At 42.7% G+C, this 17253-nt stretch carries 17 protein-coding genes and 2 pseudogenes; 12 read left to right on the forward strand and 7 right to left on the reverse strand.

Translation table 11 applies throughout. From position 1 onward, the window contains the following. The first annotated feature begins 110 nt into the window (after window positions 1-110). Complete coding sequence (locus tag AOT11_RS21345) at window positions 111-593, forward strand: MarR family winged helix-turn-helix transcriptional regulator (protein WP_026050839.1); 483 nt, start codon at window positions 111-113, stop codon at window positions 591-593. Window positions 594-629: 36 nt separating this feature from the next. Here AOT11_RS21345 and AOT11_RS21350 read toward each other — a convergent pair whose 3' ends face one another. Continuing rightward, complete coding sequence (locus AOT11_RS21350) at window positions 630-1067, reverse strand: DUF3069 domain-containing protein (protein WP_011081285.1); 438 nt, start codon at window positions 1065-1067, stop codon at window positions 630-632. Window positions 1068-1207: 140 nt separating this feature from the next. Here AOT11_RS21350 and AOT11_RS21355 point away from each other — a divergent pair, with 140 nt between their 5' ends. Both AOT11_RS21355 and AOT11_RS21360 read left to right on the forward strand, forming a co-directional pair. Continuing rightward, the gene (locus AOT11_RS21355) at window positions 1208-2167 is read left to right on the forward strand and encodes a GGDEF domain-containing protein (protein WP_017422821.1); all 960 of its coding nucleotides are present in this window, start codon (window positions 1208-1210) and stop codon (window positions 2165-2167) included. 2 nt (window positions 2168-2169) lie between these two features. Continuing rightward, window positions 2170-3165: a Solitary outer membrane autotransporter beta-barrel domain gene (locus AOT11_RS21360; RefSeq protein WP_017422822.1), complete on the forward strand. Its 996-nt coding sequence runs from the start codon at window positions 2170-2172 to the stop codon at window positions 3163-3165. A 50-nt stretch (window positions 3166-3215) separates the two neighbouring features. On the opposite strand, the gene AOT11_RS21365 is transcribed toward AOT11_RS21360, so the two are convergent. Beyond that, on the reverse strand, window positions 3216-4460 hold the full coding sequence (locus AOT11_RS21365; protein ID WP_017422823.1) for a GGDEF domain-containing protein: 1245 nt from the start codon (window positions 4458-4460) through the stop codon (window positions 3216-3218). Window positions 4461-4666: 206 nt separating this feature from the next. On the opposite strand from AOT11_RS21365, the gene AOT11_RS21370 reads away from it, so the two are divergent. The 9 genes and pseudogenes from AOT11_RS21370 (at window position 4667) to AOT11_RS21410 (ending at window position 13091) form a co-directional block, all read left to right on the forward strand. Continuing rightward, a complete protein-coding gene (locus AOT11_RS21370) occupies window positions 4667-5041 on the forward strand; it encodes a late competence development ComFB family protein (protein ID WP_017422824.1) in 375 nt (124 codons plus the stop codon). Window positions 5042-5047: 6 nt separating this feature from the next. Then, the gene (locus AOT11_RS21375) at window positions 5048-5329 is read left to right on the forward strand and encodes an HlyU family transcriptional regulator (RefSeq protein WP_017422825.1); all 282 of its coding nucleotides are present in this window, start codon (window positions 5048-5050) and stop codon (window positions 5327-5329) included. A gap of 305 nt (window positions 5330-5634) precedes the next feature. Continuing rightward, window positions 5635-7191 (forward strand): annotated as a pseudogene (locus AOT11_RS21380) (Re/Si-specific NAD(P)(+) transhydrogenase subunit alpha). 13 nt (window positions 7192-7204) lie between these two features. Then, window positions 7205-8599, forward strand: a complete 1395-nt coding sequence (gene pntB, locus AOT11_RS21385) for a Re/Si-specific NAD(P)(+) transhydrogenase subunit beta (RefSeq protein ID WP_017422827.1) — start codon at window positions 7205-7207, stop codon at window positions 8597-8599. 125 nt (window positions 8600-8724) lie between these two features. Further along, window positions 8725-10197, forward strand: a complete 1473-nt coding sequence (gene vxrA, locus AOT11_RS21390) for a sensor histidine kinase VxrA (RefSeq protein WP_301280454.1) — start codon at window positions 8725-8727, stop codon at window positions 10195-10197. Beyond that, window positions 10172-10834: a response regulator transcription factor VxrB gene (gene vxrB / locus AOT11_RS21395; protein ID WP_017422829.1), complete on the forward strand. Its 663-nt coding sequence runs from the start codon at window positions 10172-10174 to the stop codon at window positions 10832-10834. Before vxrA ends, vxrB begins: the two co-directional genes overlap by 26 nt. Continuing rightward, window positions 10834-11715 (forward strand): DUF2861 family protein, encoded by an 882-nt coding sequence (locus tag AOT11_RS21400; RefSeq protein WP_017422830.1) that lies wholly within the window; start codon window positions 10834-10836, stop codon window positions 11713-11715. Before vxrB ends, AOT11_RS21400 begins: the two co-directional genes overlap by 1 nt. Window positions 11716-11778: 63 nt before the next feature. After that, window positions 11779-12891, forward strand: a complete 1113-nt coding sequence (locus AOT11_RS21405) for a conjugal transfer protein TraF (protein WP_017422831.1) — start codon at window positions 11779-11781, stop codon at window positions 12889-12891. A gap of 44 nt (window positions 12892-12935) precedes the next feature. After that, window positions 12936-13091, forward strand: a complete 156-nt coding sequence (locus AOT11_RS21410; protein WP_011152125.1) for a YoaH family protein — start codon at window positions 12936-12938, stop codon at window positions 13089-13091. 673 nt (window positions 13092-13764) lie between these two features. Here AOT11_RS21410 and AOT11_RS24260 read toward each other — a convergent pair. From AOT11_RS24260 to AOT11_RS21430, 5 genes and pseudogenes are all read right to left on the reverse strand, one after another. Beyond that, window positions 13765-13898, reverse strand: a pseudogene (locus AOT11_RS24260) (ISNCY family transposase); the annotation flags it as partial. A gap of 577 nt (window positions 13899-14475) precedes the next feature. After that, a complete protein-coding gene (gene yciH, locus AOT11_RS21415; protein WP_017422832.1) occupies window positions 14476-14787 on the reverse strand; it encodes a stress response translation initiation inhibitor YciH in 312 nt (103 codons plus the stop codon). Between the two features lie 2 nt (window positions 14788-14789). Then, window positions 14790-15164, reverse strand: coding sequence for a DUF3319 domain-containing protein (locus AOT11_RS21420; RefSeq protein WP_017422833.1), 375 nt, complete (start codon window positions 15162-15164; stop codon window positions 14790-14792). 296 nt (window positions 15165-15460) lie between these two features. Further along, window positions 15461-16456 carry a D-alanine--D-alanine ligase gene (locus tag AOT11_RS21425; RefSeq protein ID WP_017422834.1) on the reverse strand — a complete coding sequence of 332 codons (996 nt, stop codon included), beginning with the start codon at window positions 16454-16456 and terminating at the stop codon, window positions 15461-15463. A gap of 166 nt (window positions 16457-16622) precedes the next feature. After that, entirely contained in the window at window positions 16623-17198 is a 576-nt protein-coding gene (locus tag AOT11_RS21430) for an SPOR domain-containing protein (protein WP_017422835.1), read from the reverse strand. Between the last annotated feature and the right edge of the window lie 55 nt (window positions 17199-17253).

Consider the following 17253-nt stretch of genomic DNA (forward strand, 5'->3'; position numbering starts at 1 on the left):
GTTAAATATCTTTACATTGAGATAATTGAGTTCAATGTATGCCTATTTTTGATGAAAGTAAAGTATCTTTATATTAAGATATCTCGCAAGCTAATGATTGAGATAAGATGATGGATGCAATTGATCGTGTAGTAGAGCTGTGGGACAGAGAGCGCCCTGAGTTAGATACCGAACCTATGGCTATCATGGGGCGCATATTCCGTATCACCAAATACTTGGAAAGTGCAGTGGGTGAGGTGCACAAACGTTACGATCTCAAGATGGGCGAGTTTGACGTGGTTGCAACTCTGCGTAGAAGTGGCGCGCCATATCGTTTGACGCCATCGGAGCTATTGGGGTCTTTGATGCTGACCTCTGGGGCTATGACCAACCGCTTAGATAAGCTTGAGCAAAAAGGTCTGATTTTACGCCAACACAGCAAGGAAGATCGACGCAGCGTTACTGTTGAGCTTACGGAGCATGGTTTGGTGACAGTGAATAAGCTGATAGAAGAGCATGTCGCGATTCAACATGCGCTATTAAAGAATCTTTCAAAGCCTAAGAAGCAAGCTTTGAATGCTGTGCTTAAAGAGTGGTTAGGGCAGTTCGAATAAGATAAAAAAAGCTGCTCATGTGAGCAGCTTTTTACATTACTTAGCGAACACGTCGCGGAAATCGCGTTTCAGAATAGGGTCGCGGCGCGCTTTCTTAAGTTGTTTGACCATATCTTTAACACAATTAAAGAGTACGTGGTCTAGCAGTTGAGCGCGGTAAGCATCTTTCTCTTCTTCACTCATGCCTTCTGGAAGATTCATTGTAGGGAACTCTTCCATCACGTTAACGCCAGCGAACGCTTGGCTTACAGAGATCAGTGCGTGGAACTGTTCAAAATTGTCTAGAACGTTTTGCGCGCTTGCAGGCAGTGAATCCCAAGCTTCACGGACGGCTTCTTCAGAAACTTCATGGATAGACGTTACCATCTCAAACATTGCTTCTGGAACCTGATCAAACTCGATAACCTGACGTAATTCAGGTGAAATCGTTGCTAGGTCGATGGGTTGTTTTTCTGGAGTATTTGCTTCTGACATGACACGTCTCTCATTTAAAAAAAGCGGAATAGTAAGGTGATCTTCAAAAAAGTCAACGTATTACGGTATAAGCTGGATGAAACCAGCAAGTTGATATGATATACCTTTAGTAACAGATGTGAAGTCCGATAGAGGAAACGATGATATCAACTGGCTCATCCATGCGCATTATGCTGGTCGATGACGTGCAACTCGATAGAATGCAACTCGCCATTCGCTTGAAACAACTTGGGCATATTGTCGAGGCAGTTTCGAGTGGCAGAGATGCATTGCGTTTGTACGAAGAGTTCGACCCTGAGCTGGTTTTGCTTGATATCAGTATGCCAGAAATGGATGGCTTTGATGTTTCCAAAGCGATTCGTACTCAGTTTGAAGAATGGGTACCCATTATATTCCTCAGTAGTCATGAAGAACCTGAAGTGATCGCAAAAGCGATAGAAGCCGGGGGGGACGACTACTTAATCAAGCCAGTCGATAAATTGGTGCTCAGCTCTAAGCTGATCGCGATGCAGCGCATTGCGCACATGCGTCGAGAGCTAAAAAAGAAAACCGCGAAACTGGCTGAGTTAAATGCGTTATTGCAACGGCAGGCAAACGAAGATGGCCTAACGAAGATTTATAATCGCCGTTATATCGATGAGCAGTTGGGGCAAATGTTAGGCTGGTACGGGCGGCACCGTTTACCAATCAGTGTCATCCTTTTGGATATCGATAACTTCAAATTGTTTAACGACAACTATGGCCATATTGAAGGGGACAAATGTCTTCAGGCCACGGCAAATACAATTAAGAGTCTATTTCAACGTAATGCTGACTGTGTTGGTCGCTACGGCGGTGAAGAGTTTGTCGTGTTACTTGGTGGTAGTGACGCTGAGCAAGCCGTTAAAGCGGCGGAAAGAATTCATAAAGCGGTTGCGGACCTCAGTTACCCACATGCGTTTTCTGCTGTATCTGACATTGTTACCTTGTCACAAGGTGTCTACACTTTTATCCCTAATGGTAGGGAAGAACTGCAGACAATTTATCAGTTCGCTGATAAAGCGCTTTATCAAGCCAAGTTAGAAGGCAAAAACCGTTACGTGACTTTCAGAGCATCTTAATTATGCTACGTTTTCCTTCCGCCTTTAGTACCTCAGTGTTTGCCATAATCTTGGCACCTTCTTTTGCATTGTCAGCCCAAGAGCTCAACGACCTAATACAAAAAGAGCTGGAACGAAACTTTGCAACGGCCATTGTTCTCACTGACAGTGATGTTTTTACTGTTGGCTTTCACGACTTTGACCCGAATGAATGGCTAAATCTCGATAATGAAGAGCTGGGAAGTGCCGATTCTGTCAATTTGCGCAAAAAAATTGGTGTATCAACACTACCCTTTGAGTTTGCCTTGTATGAGGATCCCGACAGCCAAGTAAAACACAGTCTGCAAGGTCGTTTATCTGCTCTAGGTATTGAACAAGACGTTTCCATCGCAGATGCTGGGGTGTCCGATAGCCATCGCGAGTATGTGCTTGGCGCGTTTCTTGAGTACACAAACTCACGACAACTGAGCGAAAACTGGACTTTTGATGCCTCCATTGGGGCGCATTTAATGTATTACCGTAGTGACTATACCTATCGCAGCGATGCATTGGCGGATTATAAAAGTGTCATCGATGGTTATTTGGTTAATACCGATGCTTGGGCTTTGGTCGCTGAGCCTAATGTTCAAGCCAAATATTTACAAATGAAGCCTTGGGGAAAGTGGTATTACTGGAGCTCGGCGCATTATTTTTATGGCCAAGGTTGGGGCGAAGCAAACAGAGGGCAGGTTGGTAACCCAGAAGGTTGGTATTGGGTTAACGGTGTCAAAATGTTTTATGACTTCGAAAAGTGGGGACGTGCAGTTCAATCTGTTTACACGAGTTTTAATCGGGTTGATGTTGGAGGCGATACTTCCGAGTCGTTAGGTACGCGTCACTATTATGAAGCGAGTGTCGGATGGTTAATGACACCGCCTTTCAAAACGCAGTGGGTAGACAATGTTGGTATCGGCTTAAGCCTCAATTATGGCAGTGCCCTGAAAGGCGGGAGTTTAGTGCTTTTCTTTAACCAAGATTGACGCCATCAAGCCCAACTATTTGGCAAGGGAAATAGCCAGACAATCGGTTTTTACTCAACCTTCGTCATGACTTGGTTTCTACCTGCTTTCTTCGCTTTATATAAGGCTTCGTCTGCTAAGCTACGAATGGTATCTGGATCTTTCGAAGAGCGGCTGTCTGATACACCAATACTGACCGTTACATTGACCGTGTTCATTTTATTCTCTTGAGTGCCACGACGTTTTTTTCCTTCACTCGCTTTATTTGGGCGTGTTGTGTCATTCCTCAAAACGAGATCGTAGTTTGCAATATCTTCTCGAATGTCGTCTAGGTAACCTTGTACTTCTTTCGAGGTTTTCCCTTTAAACACCACGGTAAATTCTTCTCCGCCATAACGATAAACCTTTGCTCCACCCTTAATTAAGAGCAAGCGAGAGCCAACGAGTTTCAAAACGTCATCGCCAGTGTCATGTCCATAGGTGTCGTTAAATTTCTTAAAATGATCCACATCGATCATGGCGATAGAAAAACGTCGACCTAAGTGTTTAACGTCCATTTCTAACGCGCGGCGGCTTGGTAACTGTGTCAGCACATCAATAAATGCCAGCTCATGACTGGCCTGGACCACATGCATAATCAGCAAAATTCCAGCCAAGGTGAACATGGTACTGGAGATGAACTTCACATCAAAAAACGTAAAGGTGGTAGAAGCTAAGAGTAAACACGTATAAATCGACACTTCGATAGGGCGATTGTGCTTCAGCACCAAAATCGCTGTAGCCAAAACGATGGCAGTGCAATAGGCCACCAGCAAAAGAGGCAATTTTGAAATTGCAGCGACAGAGAAGAGCAATCCATTATTCCAATGCTCAAAACCGGCTTCTTGAAAGTAGCTAAGGAAGATGAAAGACCAAACTGTCAACACGCCAAGGACCAATCCGTAAGTGGCAATGGATTTGCTGTGCATGCCTGAGGCGTTAAACAGATAGACGACAAAACAAGCCACGGGTAATAGGAAGGCAAGTAAAGAGAGCTCGAGCAATACACTCCCACTGCTTAACGGAATTTGCAGGCGGTTTTGAATAACAAAGTAGGTAATGATCATTGCCATTGCGATCATCGCAATACGGCCTTGTTTGAATACACTACAGAGTAAAAAAACGGTCCCAAGCAGGACATAAGGCAAGTTTGCAGCTAACCCCCAGTTTGCCTGTGTCATGACGATGATGTTATCCATCCCCATTGCCACAATCCCGAGTAAACCAACGGGAAAGAAGATTTTAAACTGAGCACTACTAACTACCGGAGACGTCATTAACCGCTGACTTCCTATAACACTAACGAATGGGTATGGAGAACCTAGTAGAATACGATTATTTCTGGATTTTCCAAGCCTTTTGCTAAACTTAAGTAGTGATTTATTGATAATGACAGTAAAAGTGAATGACAAAGCTTGGTTTCGAAAAGTCGCTGCGTATACTGTTGATGTACCGAGCATAATAAAAACAAGGAGATGCTTTAATGCAAATCAGTGTCGATGTTCATAATTACATGGAAACTCTGGTTGGTCAGGTTCTCGCTCAGGATGAGTATGTGAGTCAGTACACGTCGGAACAATTGGCCGATTTAGCGTGTTTAGCGCTTGTGCAACTCAAACCTGTTTATATCCGCTTTGATATCGATTTTTTATCTGCACTGCCTGAAGAGCGGTTGGTTCAGTTCAAACACAACAGTGAAGTTGCCGTTAAAAATGCCGAAAGCATGATCGTTGAAGATAGAAGACAACATCGTTCAGATGATGTTCCTGTGGTTTTCTCTCATGTGAATTACGATGACAATGCGCCGCTTGAATGGTTTGAAAAACCGATATTGAAATTCAACAAACCACATGAGTGAGGAATAATGGGGTTATTTTCACGCCTGTTTGGGTCTTCAAAAAACAGTGAAGCAAAGAAAGAAGTTGAGCCAATTGAGCATAAAGGCTTTCTTATCTATGCCGAGAGCTTACAAGAAGGCGGTCAATACCGCGTCGCTGGTAGAATTACAAAAGAGGTAAAGGGCGAACTAAAAAGTCATCGATTCATCCGATCGGATGTTCTGACCTCTGAAGCAGATGCAAACGAATTGATGGTCAAAAAGGCGCAAATGTTCATTGACCAGATGAGAGGCGAGATATTTAGCTAAAAGTTTCTCGGGTTTTGATTCCTGTCATCATCACAAGAGCCATTAGTGTTTATGCTGGTGGCTCTTTTTGTTTGTTACGCAAAAATTTAATCTATGTGGTTGTAAAATAACCAATAATTATAGGTCTGGTTGGACCTCTGTCTTGTTGATATGTCGTTGTTTTATTTCGTGGGGTGCGTAGAGTTCCTTCATTACATAGGGTTATATGTAATGAAAATTTGTATTTTAACTACAAAACACTTGAAGTCGCATCCTGCGTTAGATACAAAAAGATGATTAACAAGGCCAATAGTCAAGGAATAGCTATGCAAATTGGTGTACCAAGAGAACTACTCGCGGGAGAAACGCGAGTCGCTGCTTCGCCAAGTTCGGTAGAGCAGCTAATTAAATTGGGGTTTGATGTTGTTGTCGAAACCCAAGCGGGGGCGTTAGCCAGCTTCGATGATTCAGCGTATGAGTCAGCTGGTGCGAAAATGGTTTCTAAAGAAGAAGCTTGGAATTCTGAGCTGATCCTTAAAGTCAATGCGCCAATTATCGATGAAGAGAAAAGCATTGACGAGATCGCGTTGATCAAAGAAGGCGCGACCTTGGTTAGCTTTATTTGGCCAGCTCAAAACCCTCAGTTGATGGAACAACTCTCTAGTAAGAACATCAATGTGCTTGCGATGGATGCCGTGCCACGTATCTCACGTGCTCAGGCACTGGATGCATTGTCCTCTATGGCAAACATCGCCGGTTATCGAGCGGTTGTTGAAGCGGCGCATGAGTTTGGGCGTTTCTTTACAGGGCAGATTACTGCAGCTGGTAAGGTACCACCAGCGAAAGTGTTTGTCGCCGGTGCGGGTGTTGCTGGTTTGGCTGCTATCGGTGCTGCTGGTAGCCTAGGTGCGATTGTTCGTGCTTTTGACGTACGTCCAGAAGTTAAAGAACAAGTGGAATCCATGGGGGCAGAGTTCCTTTCTGTTGATTACCAGGAAGCTGCTGGTTCTGGTGACGGTTATGCGAAAGAGATGTCTGATGACTTCAACAAGAAAGCTGCGGAGCTGTATGCTGCACAGGCGAAAGATGTTGACATCATTATCACGACGGCACTGATTCCTGGTAAGCCCGCGCCTAAGCTGATTACCAAGGAAATGGTCGATAGCATGAAAGCGGGTAGTGTGATTGTTGACCTTGCTGCCGCTAACGGTGGTAACTGCGAATACACAGTCGCAAACCAAGTTATCACGACAGCTAACGGCGTAAAAGTGATCGGTTACACCGACATGGTTGGTCGTTTGCCCACTCAATCTTCACAACTTTATGCAACAAACTTAGTCAACCTTTTCAAACTGTTGTGTAAAGAAAAAGATGGCAACATCAATATCGATTTCGAAGATGTTGTACTACGTGGTGTCACTGTGGTTAAAGATGGTGAAATCACCTGGCCTGCGCCACCAATTCAAGTTTCTGCACAGCCTCAAGCCAAACCAAAAGCGGTTTAAAAGCCAGCACCAAAAGTACAAGAACCCGTTTCTCCAGTGAAAAAACTGGCCGGACTTGCTGTGGCTGTCGGTGCATTTGCATGGATTGCATCCGTTGCGCCAGCCGCGTTCCTCGCACATTTTACGGTATTTGTTTTGGCATGTGTTGTGGGCTACTACGTGGTATGGAATGTCACACACGCACTTCACACTCCACTCATGTCGGTAACCAATGCAATTTCAGGAATCATCGTTGTCGGTGCATTGTTACAGATTGGCCAAGGAAATGGGGCAGTAACGTTTTTGGCGTTCATTGCTGTGTTGATCGCGAGCATTAATATTTTTGGTGGCTTTACAGTAACCAAACGCATGCTCGAAATGTTCCGCAAAGATAAATAATAGGGAGTAACCAATGTCTGCAGGATTAGTACAGGCGGCCTATATCGTTGCTGCACTATTTTTTATTCTGAGCCTTGCTGGTCTATCTAAGCAAGAATCAGCAAGATCAGGGAACTACTACGGCATTGCCGGTATGGCAATTGCGCTACTTGCAACCATCTTCAGTCCTACTGCCGAAGGGTTTGCTTGGGTCATTGTGGCCATGGTAATTGGTGGTGGTATTGGTATCCACTACGCTAAGAAAGTTGAAATGACAGAAATGCCAGAGTTAGTGGCCATTCTACACAGTTTTGTGGGTATGGCGGCTGTTTTGGTTGGTTACAACAGCTATCTTGAACCACCGGCGCCAGTCTCTCTTGACCCAGCGGGAATGCACGCAGAACACGTCATTCACTTAGTTGAAGTATTTTTGGGCGTATTCATTGGTGCGGTAACCTTTACGGGATCGATTGTCGCGTTCGGAAAGTTACGCGGTATCATTTCCTCATCGCCACTTAACTTGCCTCATAAGCACAAGATGAATCTCGCAGCTATCGTTATTTCAACTCTGCTTATGATTCACTTTGTTAACGCCGACGGCAGTATGTTTGCCTTAATCGTGATGACACTGATTGCTTTCGCATTTGGTTATCACTTGGTGGCGTCGATCGGCGGTGCGGACATGCCCGTAGTGGTCTCTATGCTGAACTCTTATTCAGGTTGGGCAGCAGCCGCGGCAGGTTTCATGCTAGCAAACGATCTGTTGATCGTGACAGGTGCTCTCGTTGGTTCTTCAGGTGCAATACTTTCATACATCATGTGTAAAGCGATGAACCGCTCGTTTATCAGTGTTATCGCCGGTGGCTTTGGCCAGGAAGTCGTGATTTCTGGTGATGAAGAGTATGGTGAGCATCGCGAAATCAACGCAGAAGATGTAGCGGATATGCTGAAAAACTCCAAATCAGTCATCATCACTCCAGGATATGGCATGGCAGTAGCACAAGCTCAATACCCAGTTCACGAAATCACAGAAAAACTGCGTGCGCAAGGTGTGAATGTTCGTTTCGGTATTCACCCAGTAGCGGGGCGTTTACCGGGTCACATGAACGTTCTGCTCGCTGAAGCAAAAGTGCCTTATGACATCGTTTTGGAAATGGATGAGATCAACGACGACTTCTCAGACACGGATACTGTGTTGGTTATTGGTGCCAATGACACCGTTAACCCAGCTGCGCTAGAAGATCCAAACAGCCCAATCGCTGGCATGCCAGTATTGGAAGTTTGGCATGCGAAAAACGTCATTGTTTTCAAACGTTCAATGAATACTGGCTATGCTGGAGTTCAGAACCCATTGTTCTTCAAAGAGAATACATCAATGCTCTTTGGCGATGCTAAAGATAGCGTGGATGCGATTTCAAAAGCGTTATAATTTACGTTAAAGACGAAGGCCAGCTGAAAAGCTGGCCTTTTTTGTTGTTTTTCTAATCGAACCAATCAAATACCGAATCCCACAAATGTAAACTTTCATGAATATGTTGTATATTGGGGCCAATAATAACGACGTCGTACAATGTTTTGATTAAAAAACTCTGCTTATCATTGCTGCTTTCTGTGAACCTAGTGCCTAGTGCTCTGGCAGACTCTTTGCCGGAGCGCATTGATTTTTTCACGGAGTTATTTGATTATGCTTCCGCAAGCAAAACATACGATATCCGCGATTTACAGTCGTCATTCCCGACCAAGCTTCTTTCGCCCGACTCAATGCTGCCGCAAACGGCAAACTACCCACTGAAAGACATACAACAACTGTATCAACTGTCCAAAACCTGCAATGGCAAGCTACCACTTAGCCCATTGATCACGGAACCGCTAGTTTTCACCCGTTCAGTTTGTAAAGGAGTGAAGCTTAATACTCGCTGGTTTTCTCGTTCAGCATTGATCCACCCGGGTGGTGGGACTTACGCCGCTCGCTATATTCAAAAGTTTCCAGAAGAACATGAAACATTAAAGAAATTCATGCACATCAAAGAGCGAACAGATGAAGTGGGAGATGAGTTGTTAACGACGCTTCAACAAATGGATGATGAAACCATTAGCTCGTTAATTGCTGGCTCAATAATGTTCATGGATAGAGAACAGCTTTGGTTGAGACGAGGCGACTACTATCATGTGTTTGATAAAAGCGTTTGGTCAAACAACGTTGAAAAAGCTGGACTGTCATTAAGCATTCGTTCAGACAGCGCGAGCTGTTTCGTTCAGCGAGGCAATATATGTTGGGACGTTGAAGATCATTCGCAAATCTTACGCTTCTCCATGATCGTCCTAGTGATTGCTAACATTATGCTCGTTGCTGGTTGGGCGGTTTATCGCTGGAACAGTAAACGACAAGAGATGCGCAGCAGAATGCTTGTTTTGCAAATACTGACGCACGAATTACGCACACCAATTGCGAGTCTATCACTCACGGTTGAAGGTTTTCGCAGAGAGTTTGAGCACTTACCAGAAACAGTTTATGATGAGTTTCGACGATTATGTGAAGATACAAGAAGACTTAGGCAGTTAGCTGAAGCGAGCAAAGATTATTTACAGTCGGATAATCAACAGCTTGCTACCGATTGGATCCCATCAGTTGAAGAGTGGCTGCTGTTTAAAATCGAAGATGAATTTCCTGAAGGCGTGGCGTTCAAGATCAACCAAGATGTTTCTGCAAAAATTAACGTTTATTGGTTAGGTACTTGTGTCGACAATTTGATCCGCAACGCAGTCAAATACGGCGTCGCCCCCGTGACATTGGACGTACAAACGGGTGACAGTAAATTAACAATCCGAGTCACCGATAATGGCAAACTCACCAGCCGAGACTGGTCAAATTTACGAAAGCCATTTGTAAGCAAAAGTGGCTTGGGACTTGGCTTAACAATTGTTGAATCTATGGTGGGACGAATGGGCGGAAAAATGAAGCTTATCGGGCCACCGACTACGTTTATTTTGGAGATACCTTGTGAAACAGACGTTGCTTCTCGTTGAAGATGATAAGAACTTGGCAGATGGCCTTCTCGTTAGCCTAGAACAGGCAGGATACGAGTGTTTGCACGCTGAGCGTATTTCTGAAGTGGAAGCGCTATGGCAACAAGCCGATTTGGTTATTTTGGATCGCCAGCTACCAGATGGCGATTCCGTTACACATTTGCCTAGTTGGAAAAAATTGAAGAATATCCCTGTGATTCTATTAACAGCGCTTGTGACGGTAAAAGACAAGGTTGCTGGCCTAGATTCGGGAGCAAATGATTATCTAACCAAACCTTTTGCAGAAGCAGAGCTTTTTGCACGTATTCGCGCGCAGCTACGTTCTCCAGAATCTTCTGAGCAGGGGAATACTGACAAAGTTGAAACTGAAAATCTAATTATTGATAAGTCTACACGTGAAGTATTTTTCAAAGGGGAGCAGATAACGCTGACAAGAACAGAATTTGACCTATTACTGTTCTTAGCAAGTAACTTAGGTCGTGTGTTTACACGTGACGAGTTACTTGATCATGTGTGGGGATATAACCATTTTCCAACTACGCGAACAGTTGATACGCATGTATTGCAGTTAAGACAAAAACTAGCAGGGCTCGAAATTGAAACGCTTCGCGGTGTTGGCTATAAGATGAAAGGTTAATGCGTAAGTCACTTTTGGTTCCAATCTTAACATTAACAATCACTCAACCAGTCTATGCTATAGACTGGTTTGAAGCGAATACCCCGCTAACTCAAGCGCACCAGCATCTTCTTGATGATGATCTTCCAAGAATGTTCAACTCTCTTGTCGAGGTTTGGCAATCGCAACCTAAAGAACGGATCAAAGATCATCTCAACAGTCTCTTAATGCAGTCGTTGAATCGGGATTGTGGCAAATCATTGACGAGAAATACGTTGCCAAACTGGCTATCAGGCGTAAAAGTGATACGTCACACGAATCAAAGCCCAGGCAGAGACATATATAGTTTGGTCATTGATATTAGAACCACTTCAGAGGTTAAAAGCCTTGCAATGCGCAAATGGGTCGACCGAAGTGTTTCTTCTGACAGTGTCTTTACTCAAGTTTCTGGTGACGTTGTCACAAAAAAAGCTGATGAAAGACAATATCAAAAACGATATAACCTCAATGGTAAACTCGACGCGGGTTTGTATCAGCTTGTTATACAACCGTCAGACCAAGATGTTTGGAGTGGTTGGGTCATACTTGGTGAACCTATAGCGCCACAATACGTACGTTGGTCTTCAAAAGAAAATTGGACGGTGGAAAAGGTGGCGTTAAACAACCCTTATTGTCCACTTCCTGAGATGAATGTTGGTCTCAATGATTTTGTTGATGGGCAGTACCAACGAGTTTGGAACCAAACCTACGAATCTGATTATCCTACCAGTTTAGAGCTCGATGGTATCCCCAACGAACGCTACGTTCTAGCTGTAAGCATGAACACCAAGCGTTGGCAGGGACAAATTCTGGTAGAGCAATCACAAACCATTAGTCGTACATACGACATTACACAAGAATAAAAACTTGAAAAATCTTTAATCCTGCCGATATTACTAGAAAAGGAATCTAAGGGTTGTCTTCGGATGAAATTAAACAATAGATATTTATACGCAACGATACTTTTTTGTGGCACAGCAAATGCCGCTAATTATTCAATCGAAGCACGAAGCGACGCTATGGGTGGAGTAGGTACAGTTTCCGCCACTTATCTCACTGCGCCTTTTTTCAACCCAGCTCTTGCTGCTGTCTACCGACGTAATGACGATGCTGGCATGATCATTCCTAGCTTTGGTATCACATATAATGATCCAAATGATTTGGTTGATCAAATTGAGGCACTTGGAAAATTAACTGATCCTACAGAAATCAATAATGCGTTAGCTGCGATAGATGGTGACCAGCTAAATTTTGAGCTTGGTGGAGTCTTAGCATTTGGAATTCCCAATCGTTTTCTGTCCGCAACAGTTTATGGAAAGCTCTATACAGAATCCTTTGTCACTCCATCTGTTACACCATCTGATATCAGTAATAGTTATGTACAAGCTGTATCTGTATCAGTAACTGAAGTAGGGGTTTCACTGGCTAAATACCAAACCTTTCTTTACCAACATATGGCTTTTGGTATCACACCAAAACTTCAACGAGTTTATACCCACTCTTTTGCTTCAACATTTGCCAATTTTGATCTTGGAGATGTAAGAGAAAACGAAACCGGCGAAACAATTTTTAATTTAGACGCTGGTGCTTTGTGGTTTTACGGCCCATTTCGAATTGGTGTTGCAGCGAAAAATCTTATTGGACGAGATATCCAAACTAAAGCTTATGACTTCACAGGCACAACACCAGCAACGGCGATTCCTTCGTACGACTACAGTATGAGACCTCTATATACTGTAGGGGCAGGGATCGTTGCTGATTACTTTACCTTATCAGTCGACTACGATCTTAATGAAGAGAAAAAGTTTTCATCATTTGATGACAATAGCCAAATGTTGAGAGCGGGTTTTGAAATTGATGTTTTAAGACAACTGCAGATTCGTGGTGGTTACATGAAAAACATGGCACGAGATGTGGACGATACAATTACAGCCGGTATTGGCCTTTCGCCCCTTAATTTATTTGAAGTGGATATCTCCGCCAGATATACAAATGAAAACGCGATGGGGGCATCCATCAATTTTCTTGCCACCTATTAAGCATCTCGTTATAGTCGGCTCCTAAACAAAGGAGCCGATTTTTTATGTTTGACGATCTCCCACCGCTATCTCATCAAGAACAACAAAGAGCAGTAGAAGAAATCCAGAAGCTAATGGCTGAAGGGATGAGTACTGCTCAAGCGATAAAAATCATCGCAGAAAAGATTAGGGCAGAGCACAAAGCTCAAAGTGCAGAGTAAGTATCTACTTTCTCGACAGCACCTAATGAATCGAAGCAGAACCGAAAGGTTCTGCTTTTTTTTGACATCAAAAAGCAAGTAAAACTTTTACCATGCCATGTTTACCTCAGCCTTCTTAAAGGGATTTAATTGGGTGTCGATTAGGTCCGTTGTTATACGTTTCCTTTTATATCAATTGCTTACATTGGTTTATCTTGCTAAATTCATACGGCGTAACTTCTGGTTTGTAATTAAATTACAGATTCAATTTGTAGTCAGCAATTGGCGCAGCATAAAATGTTGAGAAATGAACTTAGTTACGCTGTAAGTACTTACTCTTACTTAGTCCCTTTATAATTAGAGATTCGAGTTACTACACATTGAAAATTTAACGAGTGTCCGAAATGATTAATAAAACAATGCTGTTTTGAGAACGGGAGCGAATTGATCAAAGTTGATCAAATGGGCTAGTGTGAGTTGAGTCGTGAAGAATTGAATCGATTTAGTAATAATTGGCAGATTATCTTGAGTTACGTCTAAAGCTCATTATTAACGTTTTACTCATCGAAGTGATTTGGTTACATTTCTTGTGTCAGGGCATATCCAACCTGGCTCCTCGAAAAAGCCGAGCTTCATACCTGATGCTCGGCTTTTGAGTTGCTCGGCAGTACATCTCTTAAAACATGGCTAGTTGTTTTTGCTTTTCCTGATTCACGCGAAAAATCGAATGCTTATCGCAGTAGAGCGCGACGGGCTTGCCGTATTCATTAAGATATTCTCTCGTTGTTAGCATTAATCAAAGGCCGACTCGGTTTCGCTTAACCTTAAGTTCATCATGCGGGCAGTCGTATACGAGCAACGCGCGCGAGACTTTGAGCTCCTAAATTGGAGCGTCGATTAAGTGTGGGCCAGATATTACAAACAAAACAGCTAGAGTAACTGCAGCATCAACTAGACGTAACTGCCTTGTACGGACGACAGACAGAACCCCAAATCGATAAATGTCTTTTTCACTCGTCGTAATCAACATCGGCTAAAGCCTCGAAAGCAAACAATGTTTTAATTTTTAGGAGGACATTTTAAAGTGGCTAAACCGGACATTACTAACTGGCACTTACAATTACAGCCTAAGTGCGCATTATGTACGTTATGTTAAATGATGTGTAGCGCTACGTGAAATGTTTCTATCTCGACTCCCCTTTACTGGTATTAATACTCTGATTCATGATTAAACATAATTTGTATTTACCATAAAATACCTAATATAGAACCTTATTAATCAAAGATTTAAGGTTCTATATTGGTTATACGATTAAGGCTTCGAGAGCAGATTCGTTGTGCCGATTAATGTGACGTGTTCACTTTGGACGAGATCAAAAAAGGAGCGTTGAAAGCTCCTTTGAAATTAACCACCGGCAAGTTTTACTTTCATGCCTTTTTTTTCAAGATGCGCTTTGATTTTGTCACGAACATCACCTTGAATCTCTATGTTTCCGTCTTTAACACTACCTCCACAACCACAGACTTTCTTCAACTCTGCGGCAAGAAGCTTCAAAGGTGCATCATCGAGATCCAAGCCAGTGACAACGCAAACCCCTTTGCCTTTTCGGCCTTTGGTTTCTCGTTGAATTCGAACAATACCATCACCTTTTGGGCGCGAAGCTTTAGGTTCTTCTGGTTTGATTCGGCCTGTTTCTGTTGAATATACAAGAGTCATTACTATTTCTTCTGTTGTTCGGCTTTTTGTTTCGCGATCAAATAGGCTTCTATATGTCGCTGAATAGCCGCTTTGGAACCTTTAATGAGTTTGCCATTAAAGAAACAATACCAAGCGTTCGGTTCACCTGTATCGTTTTTAATGGCAAAACCATTAAAGTTTTCTGCCTGAGTAGATCCTGACGCTTCTTGCTTTCTGTCAAGCGAAGAAAACTCTCTAGGATCAATGATCGATGCTGTATCGCACCACCAATCAATGCTCTTTTTCACTGCACTTAAGCTTCCTTGAAGCACTCGATTCTTAATCTTTACTTGCCAGACGTTCGTATCATTTGGTGCAGACTGTAAGTTAAAACCACGGTAATGAGATATAGCCATGTAACTGAATCATCTATTAATTAAGTCTTACTATAATCATAATAGTAATCAGACGCTTAGCAAGTATAAAATTCTTATAATAGCGTGCTTTGGTGCAATGAAATGAAAAAAAACCTTTTCCACCATGAAGATACTCTTCAATCAATCACATATTAGTAGGTGTATTGTCTGGTTTTTAAGGTGCTATTTCGTAAAAAGAATGACTGATTAGATAATTGAATTCTCATGACTTATTGATTATAAAACGGCTCTTTTTGTCGAAAAACAATATCAAAAGCGCCGCTTTTCTTTAATGCTTAAAGTGAGCGTTCAATACAGTCCGCTAGGAATTCATGAAACTTATGTCCATTGTGTTGGAGCATTTTGGGGAACATGGAAATTTTCGTCATTCCAGGAAAGGTATTCACTTCATTAAGGTAGATCTCTCCTTCACTGGTTAAGAAGAAATCGATTCGAGACAAATGACGAAGGTTCATTTGACGAAAGACTTTCTCGCTGCACTGCTGAATCGTCGCTAACTGCTGTTCGGTTAGGTTTTTCGCTTCTACTTCTGTGATTGAATGGCTACCTGCGCTGTATTTCTCATCGTAGGAGTAAAAAGCACCGTCAGGAGCAATAATTTCACCTGGCTTTGAAATATGAAGTTGACCTTTCATCTCATAAGCGGAAACTTCTAATTCTCTTGGTTTTACGGCCTTTTCAACCAATACCTGATGAGAGAATCCGAACGCCTTATCAATGGCATCAGAAAGTTGCTCTACTTTGGTTACGCTGTAACAGCCAACCGATGATCCCTGTCTAGCCGCTTTGACAAACAGCTTGCCCCATTTGTCGAATGCCTCTCTACTCACCTGGTGAGACTCTTCATTATTCTCCGTTAGGAAAAGATACGGTGTGTTAGGAATACCAATCGCGTCATACCATAGTTTCGACGTAATTTTATTGAAGCTGTTACTGCTAGCCTCAGGCCCACAGCCCAGATAAGGAATACCGGCTAGCTCAAAAAGTGACTGGATATCCCCTGTTTCACCAGGAAAACCATGGATACAAGGCACAATGAAATCGATGTCTATCGATTCATTAAACTCATCACTTTTCACGCTTTTCGTATGGATATCGAGATAGACAAGTCTATCTTTTTGGTCAAACCAACCTTCGTTTTTAATCTCAACTTTTAGGACATTTACATTATCAATTAAGCCAAGCTGTTGCTGAAGGTATTCAGAAGAAAGCAGCGAAATTTCGTGTTCTGAAGAACCACCGCCGCATAAAAGTAGAACATTTCTCATCATTGTTAAATCTTTCCGTGATAGAAGACACGCTGTCTCAATGATAGCGATACCTTGCTATTCGTACAGTCATTTATTGGTAAAAAATGGCTTTTACCCACTGAATGACTACTTGTTGTACAAAAACGAAAGGAGCGCTAGGCTCCTTTCGTTTTTATGTCGTTGTCATTTAGTTGAGTTTGTTGAGTGTTGGGTATTCAGAGTTTTTGATTGCATCAATGCTTTTTACGAAAGGTTGCAATTCTTTGAACTCTTGGGGCAATTGTGCAATGGCTTTCTTTGCCTCAGTGCTTGTTGCGAAGTCACCATATAATACTGTGAACCATTTAGTACCATTGACAATCTTATAGTTTTCCCAAATAGGCTGGCCGTCTTTAGGTAGTTTAGAAGCAAAATAGTCAACTTTTGCTTGAGAACCGACAGCGACGACTTGAACCGTATAACCGAAGCGCTGCATTTTTTCTTGTTGCTTTTTGCTCGGCGGAACTATCTTAACTGCTTTTGTTGTTTCGGATTGAGGGCTGAGTTTAACGACTTTTTTCTCTTCCGTTTGTGGCTCCATTTTAACTACTTGCTGTGGAATACTCACCTCTTGAACGGTTTCTTCTTGTGCCATCAAAGGCTCAGGAATAGGTTCAATTTTAAATTCTTCGCGGTGGCTCTCGGTCGTTACGTTAGCAACGTAGTTATCCGACGCACAAGCAGACAGCAAAACAGAAAGAGTGATAATGGCAACTTTTTTCATGGAATGACTAACTCTTAAAAAATTTATCTTAAATCATGCCGATAGCGATGCTGAG

The sequence above is a fragment of the Vibrio vulnificus NBRC 15645 = ATCC 27562 genome (assembly GCF_002224265.1).
Taxonomy (GTDB): domain Bacteria; phylum Pseudomonadota; class Gammaproteobacteria; order Enterobacterales; family Vibrionaceae; genus Vibrio; species Vibrio vulnificus.